The 14,910-nt window shown below is 71.6% G+C and carries 15 protein-coding genes and 1 pseudogene; 6 read left to right on the top strand and 10 right to left on the bottom strand.

The annotated features are described in order from the left end of the window. Window position 1 precedes the first annotated feature (1 nt). Complete coding sequence (gene dut, locus QF034_RS30360; RefSeq protein WP_307177880.1) at window positions 2–562, bottom strand: dUTP diphosphatase; 561 nt, start codon at window positions 560–562, stop codon at window positions 2–4. Further along, window positions 559–1,143 (bottom strand): PaaI family thioesterase, encoded by a 585-nt coding sequence (locus QF034_RS30355; protein WP_307177879.1) that lies wholly within the window; start codon window positions 1,141–1,143, stop codon window positions 559–561. Before QF034_RS30355 ends, dut begins: the two co-directional genes overlap by 4 nt. Before the next feature lie 58 nt (window positions 1,144–1,201). Here QF034_RS30355 and QF034_RS30350 point away from each other — a divergent pair, with 58 nt between their 5' ends. Next, window positions 1,202–1,654: a DUF3093 domain-containing protein gene (locus QF034_RS30350; protein ID WP_307177878.1), complete on the top strand. Its 453-nt coding sequence runs from the start codon at window positions 1,202–1,204 to the stop codon at window positions 1,652–1,654. A 289-nt stretch (window positions 1,655–1,943) separates the two neighbouring features. Here QF034_RS30350 and QF034_RS30345 read toward each other — a convergent pair. The 4 genes and pseudogenes from QF034_RS30345 to QF034_RS30330 form a co-directional block, all read right to left on the bottom strand. Next, window positions 1,944–2,898, bottom strand: a pseudogene (locus tag QF034_RS30345) (hypothetical protein). A gap of 13 nt (window positions 2,899–2,911) precedes the next feature. Next, a complete protein-coding gene (locus QF034_RS30340; RefSeq protein ID WP_003993510.1) occupies window positions 2,912–3,208 on the bottom strand; it encodes a DUF4193 domain-containing protein in 297 nt (98 codons plus the stop codon). A 405-nt stretch (window positions 3,209–3,613) separates the two neighbouring features. Next, window positions 3,614–4,846: a sensor histidine kinase gene (locus QF034_RS30335; protein ID WP_306962794.1), complete on the bottom strand. Its 1,233-nt coding sequence runs from the start codon at window positions 4,844–4,846 to the stop codon at window positions 3,614–3,616. 6 nt (window positions 4,847–4,852) lie between these two features. After that, window positions 4,853–5,506: a response regulator transcription factor gene (locus QF034_RS30330; RefSeq protein ID WP_003993508.1), complete on the bottom strand. Its 654-nt coding sequence runs from the start codon at window positions 5,504–5,506 to the stop codon at window positions 4,853–4,855. A gap of 414 nt (window positions 5,507–5,920) precedes the next feature. Here QF034_RS30330 and QF034_RS30325 point away from each other — a divergent pair, with 414 nt between their 5' ends. Then, entirely contained in the window at window positions 5,921–6,094 is a 174-nt protein-coding gene (locus tag QF034_RS30325; protein ID WP_010035018.1) for a hypothetical protein, read from the top strand. Between the two features lie 75 nt (window positions 6,095–6,169). Here the strand turns inward: QF034_RS30325 and QF034_RS30320 are convergent, their stop codons facing one another. Beyond that, window positions 6,170–6,985 carry an inositol monophosphatase family protein gene (locus QF034_RS30320; protein WP_307177877.1) on the bottom strand — a complete coding sequence of 272 codons (816 nt, stop codon included), beginning with the start codon at window positions 6,983–6,985 and terminating at the stop codon, window positions 6,170–6,172. Window positions 6,986–6,993: 8 nt separating this feature from the next. Next, complete coding sequence (locus QF034_RS30315) at window positions 6,994–8,121, bottom strand: ferrochelatase (protein ID WP_307177876.1); 1,128 nt, start codon at window positions 8,119–8,121, stop codon at window positions 6,994–6,996. 160 nt (window positions 8,122–8,281) lie between these two features. Between QF034_RS30315 and QF034_RS30310 the strand changes: the two genes are divergently transcribed. The 3 genes from QF034_RS30310 (at window position 8,282) to sepH (ending at window position 12,223) form a co-directional block, all read left to right on the top strand. Continuing rightward, a complete protein-coding gene (locus tag QF034_RS30310) occupies window positions 8,282–9,520 on the top strand; it encodes an MFS transporter (RefSeq protein ID WP_307177875.1) in 1,239 nt (412 codons plus the stop codon). Further along, the gene (locus QF034_RS30305; RefSeq protein ID WP_307177874.1) at window positions 9,480–10,799 is read left to right on the top strand and encodes a D-arabinono-1,4-lactone oxidase; all 1,320 of its coding nucleotides are present in this window, start codon (window positions 9,480–9,482) and stop codon (window positions 10,797–10,799) included. The genes QF034_RS30310 and QF034_RS30305 overlap by 41 nt, the downstream gene beginning before the upstream one ends. Before the next feature lie 389 nt (window positions 10,800–11,188). Further along, window positions 11,189–12,223: a septation protein SepH gene (sepH, locus tag QF034_RS30300; RefSeq protein WP_307177873.1), complete on the top strand. Its 1,035-nt coding sequence runs from the start codon at window positions 11,189–11,191 to the stop codon at window positions 12,221–12,223. Window positions 12,224–12,332: 109 nt separating this feature from the next. Here the strand turns inward: sepH and QF034_RS30295 are convergent, their stop codons facing one another. Next, a complete protein-coding gene (locus QF034_RS30295; protein WP_307177872.1) occupies window positions 12,333–13,184 on the bottom strand; it encodes a sulfurtransferase in 852 nt (283 codons plus the stop codon). Between the two features lie 251 nt (window positions 13,185–13,435). On the opposite strand from QF034_RS30295, the gene QF034_RS30290 reads away from it, so the two are divergent. Next, window positions 13,436–14,239 carry a VOC family protein gene (locus tag QF034_RS30290; protein ID WP_307177871.1) on the top strand — a complete coding sequence of 268 codons (804 nt, stop codon included), beginning with the start codon at window positions 13,436–13,438 and terminating at the stop codon, window positions 14,237–14,239. 16 nt (window positions 14,240–14,255) lie between these two features. Here the strand turns inward: QF034_RS30290 and QF034_RS30285 are convergent, their stop codons facing one another. Next, the gene (locus QF034_RS30285) at window positions 14,256–14,906 is read right to left on the bottom strand and encodes a thymidine kinase (protein WP_010034989.1); all 651 of its coding nucleotides are present in this window, start codon (window positions 14,904–14,906) and stop codon (window positions 14,256–14,258) included. Window positions 14,907–14,910: the final 4 nt, after the last annotated feature.

The following is a 14,910-nucleotide window of genomic DNA, read 5'->3' as shown; positions in this document are numbered from 1 at the left end:
GTCACTGTCCTTCCCGGTCGGATACGACCGAAGCGTATCGATTCCCACCCGCCTGACCGCCCAGGGCGGCCTGACCGCTTGTGTCGCTCGTCCCGTCCACCGCGGCGTGTCCTCCGGTGGACCCGAAGCCCCCCTCGGCCCGCGCGGAGCCGGGAAGCTCCGCCACCTCCCGGAAGCGGACCCTCTCGACCTGCTGGACGACCAGTTGGGCAATCCGGTCGAAGCGCTCGAACCGCACGTCCTCGCGCGGGTCGAGATTCACCACGATCACCTTGATCTCCCCACGGTACCCGGCATCAACCGTCCCCGGGGCATTCACCAGGGCGACGCCACAGCGGGCGGCCAGGCCGGACCGGGGGTGCACGAAGGCCGCGTACCCCTCCGGCAGCGCCACAGACACTCCCGTGGGCAGCACGGCCCGCTCGCCCGGCGCCAGCCGGCACGCCTCGGTGGTGCGCAGATCGGCTCCCGCGTCCCCGGGGTGCGCATACGACGGCAGTGGTACGTCCGGATCGACGCGCCGGATCAGCACGTCGAGTTCTTGACGCGTCTCACGGCTCACGGGTTCACCTCGAAGGCGCGGGCGCGCCGGACCTGGTCCGGGTCGTTCATGGCCGCCCGGATCTCCTCCTGACGGCCGTGGTCGACGAAGTGATCGACCTTGACCTCGATGAAGAGCGCGTCGGCGCGCACGGCGACGGGTCCGTCGGGGCCGCCGACGCGTCCGGTGGCGGTCGAGTAGATCTTCCGCCCGGCCACCGCCGTCACCTCCGCCTCCAGGTACAGCGTGGTACCGACGGGCACGGGCCGTACGAAGTCGGTCTCCAGCCGTCCGGTCACGGCGATCGTGCGCAACAGCCAGTTCAGCGAACCGAGCGTCTCGTCCAGGGCGGAGGTGAGCACACCGCCGTGGGCGAGGCCCGGGGCGCCCTGGTGGGCGGGCTGCACGGTGAACTCGGCGGTGAGTGACACGCCCTCGCCGGCCCGGGCCTCCAGGTGCAACCCGTGCGGCTGGTCGCCACCACAGCCGAAACACTGGCCGTAGTGCGCGCCGAGGGGCTCACCGGGCGCCGGAGCGTCCGGATGCCGCACCGGTCGCACGGCGTCGGCCGGAGGCTGAAGAGCAGTGGAAGTACGACTCACAGCCGGAGACCTTACCCGCGCGTCGGCCCCTTCCGGACACCGTGCCAAGCTTGGCTCCATGCAGCTCTCCGCCGCCCCGTACGAAGAACGCCTGACCGCTCCCCGGTCCTGGTGGCTGATCTCGTTCCTGGTCGGGGTCTCCATGGCCCTGGTCCTGCTCCCGTTCGGCACGCTGCCGATGCTCGGCGGCCTGGCCGGCGGCACGGCGGTCGCGGCCGTCGCCGCGAGTTCGTACGGCTCGGTCCGCATCCGTGTGGTGGGCGATTCCCTGATCGCGGGCGAGGCGAAGATCCCGGTCGCGGCGCTGGGCGAGGCGGAGGTCCTGGACGCGGAGGAAACCCGCGCCTGGCGCACCCACAAGGCCGACCCGCGCGCCTTCATGCTGCTGCGCGCCTACATCCCCACCGCCCTGCGCGTGGAGGTCACGGACCCGGAGGACCCGACTCCGTACCTGTACCTGTCCACGCGCGAGCCGGAGCGCCTGGCGGAGGCGCTGAGGGCGGCGAAGTAGGCATAGCACGCTTGCGCCGGGCTTCACCCGGTACGGGGCTTCATCCGGTGCGCGCGGGCTTCATCCGGCGGCTGACGGCGGACTGACGGCGGACTGACGGCCCGCGCACGGCCCACCTGCCCGCCGGCCAACTGACGCGGGGCGGCACCCGGCACAGGCCTCGATCCCCCGGTCCCCCGGTTCGGATGGGCGGACGCGCGTCGTCCGCGTCGCGCACGCGCTCGTAGCCGTGAGGCATGCGCCCCGCACCGGGGAAGCCCCCGTACCCGCGGACCGCCTCGGCGTCGCCTCAGCGTCCGTCGTCGCGCTTGTCGTGTCTCTCGTCGAGGCGGCCCAAGGGGTCGTCGGTGATCTCGCCCATCTCCAAGGCGTCCGCCGGTCGCTCCAGGGCGGGGAGCGCCTCCAGGGCCTCCCAGGGCACCTGCATCTTGCGCAGGTCCCTCGCGGATCCGGGCGGCGAGCTTTCTCGTCTCGCTGCGGTTCATGGCCGCCCCGACGGCAGCGCCCACCAGGAACGGCACCAGGTTCGGCATGCTGCGGACCATCCGCTTCGTGATCCGCTGTCGCAGCTCGCGCTTCATGCGGCTGTTCAGCGCCGTGCTCAGCGTCGACGGCCTGGTCGCGTCGATCCCGCGCTCCCCCGACCAGGCGTCGAGATACGCCGTGCTGCGCTGCTTGAGGCTGCCGGGCGGCCGGACGCCGTAGACCTCGTGGAGTTCGGCGATCAGCTTCAGCTCGATCGCCGCGACGCCGGTGACCTCCGCGGCCAGTTCCGTCGGCATCGCGGGCGGCACGGGAAGCATCGCCGCCGCGCCGATGCCCGCTCCGACCGTCGCCGTCGCCTTCGCCGCGCCCGCGACGAGTTTGTCCGCGAGCTCTTCGGGCCCCAGGCCCGGGAACTGCCTGCGCAGGGTCGCCAGGTCCCGTATGGGGACGCGCGGGGCCAGTTCGATGATCCGGTCGGCGAGGTGCGCGAGCCCCGCACGGGCCCGTTCGCCGCCCTTGCGGGCGCCGTCCCAGGCCCTCTCCCGGATCGCCCCCGCCCGTCGTCGGGCGACGGGTGCGGGGACGTCGACGGACGCCGGGAGGTCACCCCGGTCCGCTGCCGGTTCGAGCGAGGCCGCCCCCGTACCGGTTGAGCCTCGCTCGTCGTCACGCGCGCCGTGCTTCGGGCCGTCGATCGGCCCTTCGTCCGCTTTCCGCTTGGAGAAGCGGCGCTTCCAGGGAGGGGTCGAGCCAGTCACGGCCGACCCGTCCTCAGTCGCAGTCGCGGCAGATCGGCTGACCGTTCTTCTCCCGGGCCAGCTGGCTGCGGTGGTGCACCAGGAAGCAGCTCATGCAGGTGAACTCGTCCTGCTGCTTCGGGAGCACTCGGACTGCCAGCTCCTCGTTCGAGAGATCGGCGCCGGGCAGCTCGAGGCCTTCCGCGGCCTCGAACTCGTCGACGTCCACTGCGGAGGCCGACTTGTCGTTCCTCCGAGCCTTCAGCTCTTCGAGGCTGTCCGAGTCAACGTCGTCGTCGGTCTTGCGTGGAGTGTCGTAATCGGTTGCCATGTCGCTCTCCCCCTCTGGGTGTCTGCGGTGTCTCCAGCGCACGTAACGCGTGAGAGGCCGGACTTGTGCCCGACCTGAGGCGGAGATTTTGCCTCACATCAAGGTCTGTTACTCAATCGACACCCAACCGGACTCCTCACGAGTGATCGGCTTGGATGGCGATGGGGACCGTACACGGTCCCAATGCCGCACTACAAAGGCGTCTCACCGTGTACTTCCCGTGATCAAGACCCTCGAAAACCGGGATTTTCCCGGCTTTCCGACAGGACACATGATCACGGAGAGTAGATGACCGGAAAAGCGCCTCTGTGATCGATCACACACGGGGCGCGCGCCGTGAGATCTTGAAAATTCCGCGCAAAGCGAACATCCCCGTGTGTCGCCGAGTTGATCGGCGACATGATCTCAGATGGGCAGCGTGACTCGCATCACGAGTCCACCCCCTTCGCGCGGCTGCGCATAGATGTGCCCGCCGTGGGCCCGGGCCACCGACCGGACGATCGACAGACCGAGTCCCACACCCTTGTCGCTGCCCGTGCGCTCCGTGCGCAGCCGCCGGAACGGCTCGAAGAGGTTGTCGATCTCGTACGCCGGCACGACCGGGCCCGTGTTGGAGACGACCAGCACCGCCTGACCGTGCTGGACGTCGGTGGTGACCTCGACCCAGCCGCCCTCGGCCACGTTGTACCGCACGGCGTTCTGCACCAGGTTGAGGGCGATCCGCTCCAGCAGCACTCCATTGCCCTGGACGACCGCGGGCTTCTGCTCGCCGCGGATGCGCACGCCCTTGGCCTCGGCCTCGCCGTGCACCTGGTCGATGGCCTGCTCGGCGACCTCCGCGAGGTCCACCGGGCCCCGCTCGACGATCTGGTTGTCGCTGCGGGCGAGCAGCAGCAGGCCCTCGACGAGCTGCTCGCTGCGCTCGTTGGTGGCCAGCAGCGTCTTGCCGAGTTGCTGGAGCTCCACCGGCGCGCCCGGGTCGGACAGGTGCACCTCGAGGAGCGTGCGGTTGATCGCCAGCGGTGTTCTCAGCTCGTGCGAGGCGTTGCCCACGAAGCGCTGCTGGGCGGTGAAGGCGCGCTGCAGCCGCTCCAGCATGTCGTCGAAGGTGTCCGCCAGCTCCTTGAGCTCGTCGTCCGGGCCGTCCAGCTCGATCCGGCGGGACAGGTCGGAGCCGGCCACCGCGCGGGCGGTACGGGTGATCCGGCCCAGCGGCGACAGGACCCGGCCGGCCATCGCGTAGCCGAAGGCGAAGGCGATGACCGCCAGGCCCAGCAGGGACAGGAGCGAGCGGCTGAGCAGGCTGTCCAGGGCGTGCCGGCGCTGATCATTGACGCACGCGTTCATGGCGTTGTTGAACTCGCTGGGCGAGGCCTGGTCGGGCAGGTTGCAGATGTCGCTGGTGACCTTGCCCTCGACGATCTTGAACGGCAGGTCGCTGCCCACGTTCAGGGCCTGCGCGGCCAGCAGGTAGATGATCGACAGCAGCAGGATGCCGGCGATCAGGAACATGCCGCCGTAGAGCAGCGTGAGCCTTATGCGGATGGTCGGGCGCAGCCAGGGGAGCGGCGGCGCGGGCCGCCGGGGGTCCCAGGTGGGCTTCGGGGGTGCCTGAGGAGGCACGGGAGTGGTGGCCACGGCCGATCAGATCCGGTAGCCCGAGCCGGGAACGGTGACGATCACGGGCGGCTCGCCGAGCTTGCGGCGCAGGGTCATGACCGTCACGCGGACGACGTTCGTGAACGGGTCGGTGTTCTCGTCCCAGGCCTTCTCCAGCAGCTGCTCCGCCGAGACGACGGCGCCCTCGCTGCGCATCAGCACCTCCAGGACGGCGAACTCCTTGGGCGCGAGCTGGACCTCCTTGCCGTCGCGGAAGACCTCGCGGCGGTTGGGGTCGAGCTTGATCCCGGCGCGCTCCAGGACCGGCGGCAGGGGAACGCTGGTGCGCCGGCCGAGGGCCCGCACGCGCGCGATGAGCTCACTGAACGCGAACGGCTTGGGCAGATAGTCGTCGGCGCCGATCTCCAGGCCCTCCACCCGGTCGCTGACGTCGCCTGAGGCCGTGAGCATCAGCACGCGCGTGGGCATGCCGAGCTCGACGATCTTGCGGCAGACGTCGTCGCCGTGCACGAGCGGGAGGTCGCGGTCGAGGACGACCACGTCGTAGTCGTTGACGCCGATGCGCTCCAGGGCGGCCGCGCCGTCGTACACGACGTCGACGGCCATGGCCTCCCGGCGCAGTCCGGTGGCCACCGCATCGGCGAGCAGTTGCTCGTCCTCGACGACGAGTACGCGCACGTCCCTGGTCCTTCCTCATGTCCACCCGCGTAGCGCCGCACAGGCGCAGCCGGGCAGGGGTCTTCGACGGTCTGTTGGTGTGTTGCCCTCCATCCTGCCCTTTTCGGCCATAAGTCGGAGGTAAGGCGGGTGAGCGGGCGGGGCCCGATGCGGAATAAGAGATTTTCTCCCGCGGTTAGGTTTCCACGGAAGGGAGCTTGGGGAGGACGGCTTTACATCCCACGATCACCCTCTGCTGGCACCGCACCACCATGCGGTGCGCGTCAACCCGCTTTGCCGCAGGGCGGGCGTGGGTGTCCGGCACCGTCGCCGCCCAGCCGAGCGGCGCTGGGCATCCACCGGAGACGTGATCGTCCCTTCCGAACGGCACACCCCCGTGCCAACGACCCACGACCCAGGACGAGGGGGCGCAGCATGGACGCATTCACCGCAGGACTTCTGCAGCGCATAAGGGCGACCGAGTCCGATCTGTCCCGGGCTCGCGACGAGGGCGACGACTTCCTCGTCGAGGTGGAGCAGGGCGAGCTCGACGACCTGCGCCGCCTCGCCGCCGAGCACGGTGTGGAGGTCGGCGCGACGAGCGTCTGATCAGGCCGTACGGAGCGGGCCCCGGCGAATCCAGCGCCGGGGCCCGCTTCGTCGTTCCAGGGGTCGGTTCCAGGGTCAGTCGTGCCAGGCGCCGAAGTCCTCCAGGAGGCCCTGGAGGGGCTCGAAGACGCCCGGGGTACCCGCGACTGTCAGATCCCCTGACGGGCGCTCTCCGGGGCGTCCACCGGTCAGCGCGCCCGCCTCCCGGGCGATCAGGTCGCCCGCCGCGAGGTCCCAGGCGTGCAGACCGCGCTCGTAGTAGCCGTCGAGGCGACCGGCCGCCAGGTCGCACAGGTCGACCGCGGCCGAACCGCCGCGCCGGATGTCGCGCAGCAGCGGGATCAGCCGCTGGGCGACCTCGGCCTGGTGGGCGCGGACCTCGGCCACGTAGTTGAAGCCCGTCGAGACCAGCGCCTGGTCCAGGGGCGGCGCGGGCCGGCAGGCCAGCCTGCGCTCGCCGTCCCAGGCGCCGGTGGCCCAGGCACCTCCGCCGAGCACCGCGTGGAAGGTCTCGCCGCGCATCGGGGCCGCGACGACCCCGACGACGGTCTCGCCGTCCCGCTCGGCGGCGATGGAGACGGACCAGGTGGGCAGCCCGTACAGGTAGTTGACCGTGCCGTCGAGTGGGTCGATGACCCAGCGGACGCCGCTCGTGCCCTCCGTGGCGGCGCCCTCCTCGCCGAGGATGCCGTCGTCCGGGCGGCGCTCGGCGATCAGGCCGGTGATCAGCTTCTCGGCCGCGATGTCCATCTCCGTGACGACGTCGATGGGGCTGGACTTGGTCGCGGCCACCGCGAGGTCGGCCGGGCGTCCGTCCCGCAGCAGCGCGCCCGCGCGCCGGGCGGCCTCCTGGGCGAGAGCGAGCAGGTCCTGGTGCAGGGGGTCGGTCACGGGGCTCCTCACGCGTAGGTGCTGTCGGCGCCCGCGGCGGCGGGCCGGGGGGCGCGGGCCGGGCAGCAGCCGACCGGGCAGAGGCGGTGGCTCGCCCCGAGGGCGCCCAGGGCGCAGGGCGTGGCCTCCTGCCCGCGCTCGACGGCGGCGCGCTCCGCGACGAGCTCGCGGATCGCGGCGGCGAACCTCGGGTCGGCGCCGACGGTCGCCGAGCGGCGCATCGGCAGCCCCAGCTCCTCCGCCTTGGCCTTGGCCTCCGTGTCGAGGTCGTAGAGGACCTCCATGTGGTCGGAGACGAACCCGATGGGGGCGATCACCACGGCCGGGACACCGGCCGCGTGCCGCTCGTCGAGGTGGTCGCAGATGTCGGGCTCCAGCCACGGGATGTGCGGGGCGCCGGAGCGGGACTGGTAGACGAGCTGCCAGGGGTGGTCGACGCCGGTGCGTTCCCGGACGGCGTCCGCGATCAGCTGCGCCACGTCCAGGTGCTGCCTGACGTACGCGCCGCCGTCGCCGTGGTCCTCGACGGGCCCGGAGGTGTCGGCGGAGGCCGTCGGGATCGAGTGCGTCGAGAACGCGAGGTGCGCCCCGTCCCGGACGTCCTCGGGCAGCTCGGCGAGGGAGCGGATCACCCCGTCGATCATGGGCTCGAGGAAGCCGGGGTGGTTGAAGTAGTGCCGCAGCTTGTCGACCTTCGGCAGCTCCAGCCCCTCGGCCTGAAGCGCCGCGAGCGCGTCGGCGAGGTTCTCGCGGTACTGGCGGCAGCCCGAGTACGAGGCGTAGGCGCTGGTGGCGAGGACCAGGATGCGGCGACGGCCGTCGCGGACCATCTCGCGCAGCGTGTCCGTCAGATACGGCGCCCAGTTGCGGTTGCCCCAGTAGACCGGCAGGTCCAGGCCGTGCTCGGCGAAGTCCTTGCGCAGGGCGTCCAGCAGGGCGCGGTTCTGGTCGTTGATGGGGCTGACCCCGCCGAACAGGAAGTAGTGCTGCCCGACTTCCTTGAGGCGTTCTTTGGGGATGCCGCGCCCACGCGTCACGTTCTCCAGGAACGGGACCACGTCGTCCGGGCCTTTCGGGCCGCCGAAGGAGAGCAGGAGCAGGGCGTCGTAGGGGCTGACATCGCGCGCGTCTGGCATGAGTCGATCCTGCCACCCTGCACTGACGGCCGGGAAACGGCGGGGTGACACCCGCGCGGCGGCCGGCCCCCGGGCGGGCCTTGACGGGTGCGTCGGGCGCACCCCGAGGCGTAATCTGTGTCGACTGCGTTCGCAGCTTACTGAGCCCTTCGGAGACCCCGTGCCCAGCCCCTACCGCGCCCTGTTCGCCGCGCCCGGCACCAAGGGTTTCTCCGCCGCGGGCTTCCTCGGCCGTATTCCGGTGTCGATGATGGGCATCGGCGTCGTCACGATGGTCTCCCAGCTCACCGGACGGTACGGCCTGGCGGGCGCCCTGTCGGCCACCATCGCGCTGGCGGCGGCGGTGGCCGGACCGCAGGTCTCGCGACTGGTGGACCAGTACGGCCAGCGGCGGGTGCTGCGGCCGGCGACGCTGATCTCGCTGACCGCGGCGGCCGTCCTGCTGTGCGCCGTGCACTACGGGTGGCCGGACTGGGTGCTGTTCACGGCGTGCGTCGGTGTCGGCTGCGTGCCGAGCGTCGGCGCGATGATCCGGGCCCGCTGGGCGGCCCTGTACCGGGGCACTCCGCAGCTGCACACCGCGTACTCCTTCGAGTCCGTGGTGGACGAGGTGTGCTTCATCTTCGGGCCGATCATCTCCATCGGTCTGTCCACGGCCTGGTTCCCGGAGGCCGGTCCGCTGCTCGCCGCCTGCTTCCTGGCCGTGGGCGTCTTCTGGCTGACCGCGCAGCGCGCCACCGAGCCGGAGCCGCACCCGCGCGAGCACCGCGGCGGGGGCACGGCCCTGCGCTCGCGGGGCCTTCAGGTCCTGGTGGCCACCTTCGCGGCGACCGGGGCGATCTTCGGAGCGGTCGACGTGGTCACCGTGGCCTTCGCCGACGAGGAGGGGCACAAGGCCGCCGCGAGCATCATCCTGGCGCTGTACGCGGCCGGTTCCTGTGTGGCGGGCATGGTCTTCGGGCTGCTGCACTTCGCCGGGGCGCCGGAACGCCGGTGGTTGCTGGGCGTGTGTGCCATGGCCGTGAGTATGATCCCCCTCCTACTGGTCGGAAACTTGCCGTTTCTGGCCGTGGCGCTGTTCGTTGCGGGACTGTCCATCGCTCCGACGATGATCACGACGATGTCCCTCATCGAAGAGCACGTACCACGTGCGCAGCTCACCGAGGGCATGACCTGGGTGAGCACCGGGCTCGCGGTGGGGGTCGCGCTCGGCTCCTCCGCGGCCGGCTGGGTGATCGACGCGGCCGGAGCACGTGCCGGGTACGGGGTTCCGGCGGTGGCCGGGGCCGTCGCGGTCGCGGTGGGTTTCCTCGGATTCCGTCGGCTCGAGCGGCCGGCTACGGGTCGGGGAGGCTCCGTTGAGCAGCACAGCGAACGGAAAGAACGGCACGTGGCGTAACTGGGGCGGCAATGTCTGCGCGCGTCCCGCGCGGGAGGTCACCCCGGCCTCCGTCGACGAGCTGGCCGCCGCCGTGCGGCGGGCCGCCGAGGACGGCCTGAAGGTGAAGGCCGTCGGCACGGGGCACTCCTTCACGTCCATAGCGGCGACGGACGGTGTGTTGATCCGCCCTCAACTGTTGACCGGGATACGCGCCATTGATCGCGAGGCCATGACCGTCACGGTGGAGGCCGGCACCCCGCTCAAGAGACTCAACATGGCCCTCGCCCGGGAGGGACTGTCGCTGACGAACATGGGCGACATCATGGAGCAGACGGTCTCCGGGGCGACCAGCACCGGCACCCACGGCACGGGCCGTGACTCCGGCTCGATCGCCGCCCAGATCAAGGGCCTGGAACTGGTCACCGCCGACGGCTCGGTCCTCACCTGCTCCGAGAAGGAGAACCCGGAGGTCTTCGCGGCCGCCCGTATCGGCCTCGGCGCCCTGGGCATCGTCACCGCGATCACGTTCGCCGTGGAGCCGGTCTTCCTGCTCACGGCCCGCGAGGAGCCGATGCCGTTCGACCGGGTCCTCGCCGACTTCGAGGAACTCTGGGCCGAGAACGAGCACTTCGAGTTCTACTGGTTCCCGCACACCGGGAACACCAACACCAAGCGCAACAACCGCAGCGCGGGCCCGGAGAAGCCGGTGCCGCAGCTCCAGAGCTGGTTCGAGGACGAGTTCCTCTCCAACGGGGTCTTCCAGGTGGCCAACTGGGTCGGCCGCGCGGCGCCCGCCACGATTCCCGCGATCGCCCGGATCTCCAGCAAGGCCCTGTCCGCGCGGACCTACACGGACATCCCTTACAAGGTCTTCACCTCGCCGCGCCGGGTGCGTTTCGTGGAGATGGAGTACGGCGTTCCGCGCGCGGCCGTCGTCGAGGCGCTGCGCGAGCTGAAGACGATGGTCGACCGTTCCGGCCTGAAGGTCAGCTTCCCCGTGGAGGTGCGCACGGCACCGGCGGACGACATCACGCTGTCCACCGCCTCGGGCCGGGACACCGCCTACATCGCCGTGCACATGTTCCAGGGCACGCCCTACCAGCGGTACTTCACCGCGGCCGAGCGCATCTTCACCGCCCATGAGGGACGTCCGCACTGGGGCAAGGTGCACACCAGGGACGCCGAGTACTTCTCCCGGGTGTATCCGCGCTTCGAAGAGTTCACGGCGTTGCGGGACCGGCTCGATCCTGATCGGCGGTTCCAGAACGACTACTTGCGGAGGGTCCTGGGGGCGTAGGGGACGCGCCGGGGGTGGTGTTCCCCACGTTCGAGATCGCGAAATGGGGGCAGCGGGCGGCCGAGTCCGCCCCCTTGCCAGAAGTTGGACGGCGCGCCAATCCACGCACGTGGCCCGAATGGAGTACTGTTGCGAGCCCTGGGTCCGGTCTCCCGTCAGGGTGTACGGGGCCTTAAGGACCGCCGGGAGGGGGCTAGTTGCACAGGGTGACAGAGTTCGTCACTTAGCGTTGCGAATAGGTAACCGTGCCATAACGGCGATCCAGGGCCCGCGCCCGACACGCCGGGCAACTCGGCAAGGTTGTGGCAGGCTGCACCCGGGCAGGCCACACTCGACTAGCGGAAGCAGCGACGCACGTGACGTCGGCAGGCACCACCCGGGAGGTCCCCATGCCCGAACTGCGTGTCGTGGCCGTCTCGAATGACGGCACACGGCTGGTGCTGAAGGCTGCGGACAGCACGGAGTACACGCTTCCCATCGACGAACGGCTCCGCGCCGCCGTGCGCGGCGACCGTCCTCGCCTGGGCCAGATCGAGATCGAGGTGGAGAGCCACCTCCGCCCCCGCGACATCCAGGCGCGTATACGAGCCGGCGCGACGGCGGAAGAGGTCGCGCAGCTCGCCGGCATCCCCGTGGACCGGGTCCGCCGCTTCGAGGGTCCGGTGCTCGCCGAGCGTGCGTTCATGGCCGAGCGGGCCCGCAAGACCCCGGTCCGCCGCCCCGGCGAGAACTCCGGTCCGCCGCTGGGCGAGGCCGTGGCCGAGCGGCTGCTGCTGCGCGGTGCCGAGAAGGACACCGTCCAGTGGGACTCGTGGCGTCGCGACGACGGCACGTGGGAAGTCCTGCTGGTCTACCGCGTCGCGGGCGAACCGCACTCGGCGAGCTGGACGTACGACCCGCCCCGGCGGCTCGTCCAGGCCGTCGACGACGAGGCGCGCATGCTCATCGGCGAGACCGACGACCTGGCCGCGCCCGAGCCCAGCTTCCCGTTCGTCCCGCGGATCGCCCGGCTGCCGCGCGACCGGCCGCTGGACCGTTCCGCCGACCGGGAGCGGCCCAGCCTTCCGGCGGCGGCGTCCGAGCCGGTGGAGGAGAGCACGGGTGAGCGGGACTCGCTGACCAGCCTGCTGGAGGCAGTGCCGAGTTTCCGCGGCGACCTGGTCGTGCCGGAACGCCCCGCTCCGGAGCCCGAGGAGGAGCCCGTCGCCGAAGCCGAGGAGGAGGAGCCCCCGGCTCCCGCGGCCTCGGCCGGTTCCGCCTACGCGGACATCCTCATGCCGCGCTCCGTCGGCAGCCACCGCGACCGGCTCATCGGGGCCACCGACCGCCAGGCCGAGGCCGACGGCGTCCGGCCCGGCCGCAGAGCCGCCGTCCCGAGCTGGGACGAGATCGTGTTCGGGACGCGGCGCAAGAAGCAGGAGTAGCCGGATCGGCTGCATGAGAGCGAGGGCCGCGCCCTTTGGGCGCGGCCCTCGCTCTCATGCCCGGTGACTGACGATGGCTCATGCCCGGTTACCGAGAACTCCTGCCGGGTTACTGGGGATCCGGTCCCACGGCCACCGGCCGGTCCGGGTCCGAGGACCACTGAGACCACGAACCCACGTACAGCTCCGCCGGAATGCCCGCGACCGCCAGCGCGAGGACCTCATGCGCCGCGGACACCCCCGACCCGCAGTACACGCCGACCCGCGCCTCCTCGCTCACCCCGAGCTCCTGGAAACGCGCGCGCAGTTCCTCGGCGGGGAGGAAGCACCCGTCCGCCCCCACGTTCTCCGTGGTGGGCGCCGACACCGCTCCCGGGATGTGCCCGGCCACCGGATCGATCGGCTCCACCTCGCCCCGGTACCGCTCCCCCGCCCGCGCGTCCAGCAGCACCCCGGAGCGCGCCAACGCCGCGGCGGCGTCGGCGTCGAGCAGGCCGGCCGCTCCCGGCTCGGGTACGAAGTCGCCCTCGGCCGGAGTCGGCACGGTCTTCTCCAGCGGACCCTCCCAGGCCGGCAACCCGCCGTCGAGGACTCGCACGTCCGGGTGACCCGTCCAGCGCAGCAGCCACCACGCCCGGGCCGCCGCCCAGCCCTGGCCGCCGTCGTAGACGACCACCGGCGTCCCGGACGACACACCCGCCCGGCGCATCGCCGCACCGAAGCGCGCGAGGTCGGGCAGCGGATGCCGGCCGCCCTCCCCCGGCGCCGAGGCCAACTCCCGGTCCAGGTCGACGAAGACGGCCCCCGGAAGGTGCCCTTCCTCGTACGCGGCCCGGCCGTCGTAGGGCGGCTCACCGGTCGCCTTGGCCATGGTGAGCTGCCAGCGGACATCGAGCAGGACGGGCGGGTTGGCACCCGTCAGATCGCTCGCGAGGTCGGATGCGGAGATGATGGCGTTCATGGCTCCATCCTCGCGCACAGGGGTGGCCGAGCCGTGCGGGTCCGGCTACTGTGCTCGGCCGGACCGGGACGCTCACGCGCTGTACGGGAACAAGCACTTGCTGTACAGCTGAACGACACGTGCCGACAAGCGCGCCGCACGGGGCGGCGCACCGCCCGTCAGGCATTCTCCCGGACAGGGGCCGCCCCGCTGGACGTACCCCCGTGGGCTGCGGAGAGCGCGCCCACCGCGAGGCCGAGAAGAGAGTGACGATGACCGACGCACGGGAGTCCGCCGGCCCGAACGGCGCAGGACCCGCTCGGCACGCGCCCGGCACCCCCTGCTGGGTGAGCCTGATGGTGCACGGGCCGGCCGCGACCCAGGAGTTCTACGGAACGCTGTTCGGCTGGGAGTTCCAGCCGGGCCCCCGGCAACTCGGCCCGTACGTACGGGCGCTGCTCGACGGACACGAGGTGGCGGGCATCGGCCAACTGCCGCCGGACCGCCATCTGCCCATCGCGTGGACCCCCTACTTCCCCTCGGAGAACGTGGATCTGACCGCCGAGACGGTGCGCAGCTGCGGCGGCACGGTCGGCGTGGGCCCGCTGGACGCCGCCGACGCGGGCCGTCTCGCGATCTGTTCCGATCCCTCGGGTGCGGTCTTCGGCGTCTGGCAGGCCGCCGCTCACCACGGCACGGCCGTCTCGGGCGCCCCCGGCACGCCCGCCTGGAACGAGCTGCTGACCTACGAGTCGGCGAGCGTCGCCAAGTTCTACCGGTCGGTGTTCGGCTACCAGGAGGAGCCGTCGGTGTCCGCCGGCTTCGACTACGTGACCCTGCACCTCGGGGACCGTCCCGTCGCCGGCATCCACGGGCTGGGGCAGGCACTGCCCCGCGACCGGGGCCCGCACTGGGTGACGTACTTCCAGGCCGACGACGTCGACGACGCCCTGGACCACCTGGTGCATCTGGGCGGGCACGTCCTCACGCCGGCCCACGACACGGCGCACGGCCGGGCGGCGATGGTGGCGGACCCGGAGGGGGCCCGGTTCGCGCTGCTGCGACGGCAGCGCTGACGCACCGCCCGAGTGGTCAGGAGGACGACACCGGCAACACGTCCGGGGACAGGGCCGCCGCGCGGGCCGTCGCCGAGGTCATGCGGCGCCGGTGGTGACGGCGGCACAGGACCTCGTAGCCGACCTCGTCGGCGGAGTGGGTGACGTCTCCGACGACGACCTGGGCGCCCTCGACGACCATGACGCCGCCTATCGTGCGGGCGTTGTGCGTGGCCCGGGCGCCGCACCAGCACAGGGCCTCGACCTGGAGCACCTCGACCCGGTCGGCCAGTTCCACCAGCCGCTGGGAGCCGGGGAACAGCTTGGAGCGGAAGTCGGTCGTGATGCCGAAGGCGTAGACGTCGAGGCCCAGGTCATCGACCACCCGGGCGAGTTGGTCGATCTGCTCCGGCGCGAGGAACTGCGCCTCGTCGGCGATCACGTAGTCCGCGCGGCCGCCCTGCGAGAGGTGGTCGACGAGGTAGGCGTAGAGGTCCTGGCCGTCCTCGACCTCCACCGCGTCCGTGACCAGGCCGAGGCGCGAGGACAGCTTGCCCTCGCCGGCGCGGTCGTCACGCGAGAAGATCATGCCCTGGAGGCCTCGCGCCGAGCGGTTGTGCTCGATCTGGAGAGCCAGCGTCGACTTCCCGCAGTCCATCGTTCCGGAGAAGAACACCAGCTCGGGCATGTCG

Origin of the sequence: Streptomyces africanus, assembly GCF_030816955.1 — a bacterium.
GTDB lineage: Bacteria > Actinomycetota > Actinomycetes > Streptomycetales > Streptomycetaceae > Streptomyces > Streptomyces africanus.
Note: the sequence above shows the minus strand (reverse complement) of the source record. Positions and strands in the feature narration are given on the sequence as shown.

Bases quoted from the DNA above. Each gene is read 5' to 3' on its own strand.
- QF034_RS30340 (WP_003993510.1), bottom strand. From the start codon at position 3,208: ATGGCAACCGATTACGACACTCCACGCAAGACCGACGACGACGTTGAC.
- QF034_RS30285 (WP_010034989.1), bottom strand. From the start codon at position 14,906: ATGCCCGAGCTGGTGTTCTTCTCCGGAACGATGGACTGCGGGAAGTCG.
- QF034_RS30350 (WP_307177878.1), top strand. From the start codon at position 1,202: ATGCAGCTCTCCGCCGCCCCGTACGAAGAACGCCTGACCGCTCCCCGG.
- sepH (WP_307177873.1), top strand. From the start codon at position 11,189: ATGCCCGAACTGCGTGTCGTGGCCGTCTCGAATGACGGCACACGGCTG.
- QF034_RS30295 (WP_307177872.1), bottom strand. From the start codon at position 13,184: ATGAACGCCATCATCTCCGCATCCGACCTCGCGAGCGATCTGACGGGT.
- QF034_RS30315 (WP_307177876.1), bottom strand. From the start codon at position 8,121: ATGCCAGACGCGCGCGATGTCAGCCCCTACGACGCCCTGCTCCTGCTC.
- QF034_RS30325 (WP_010035018.1), top strand. From the start codon at position 5,921: ATGGACGCATTCACCGCAGGACTTCTGCAGCGCATAAGGGCGACCGAG.
- QF034_RS30290 (WP_307177871.1), top strand. From the start codon at position 13,436: ATGACCGACGCACGGGAGTCCGCCGGCCCGAACGGCGCAGGACCCGCT.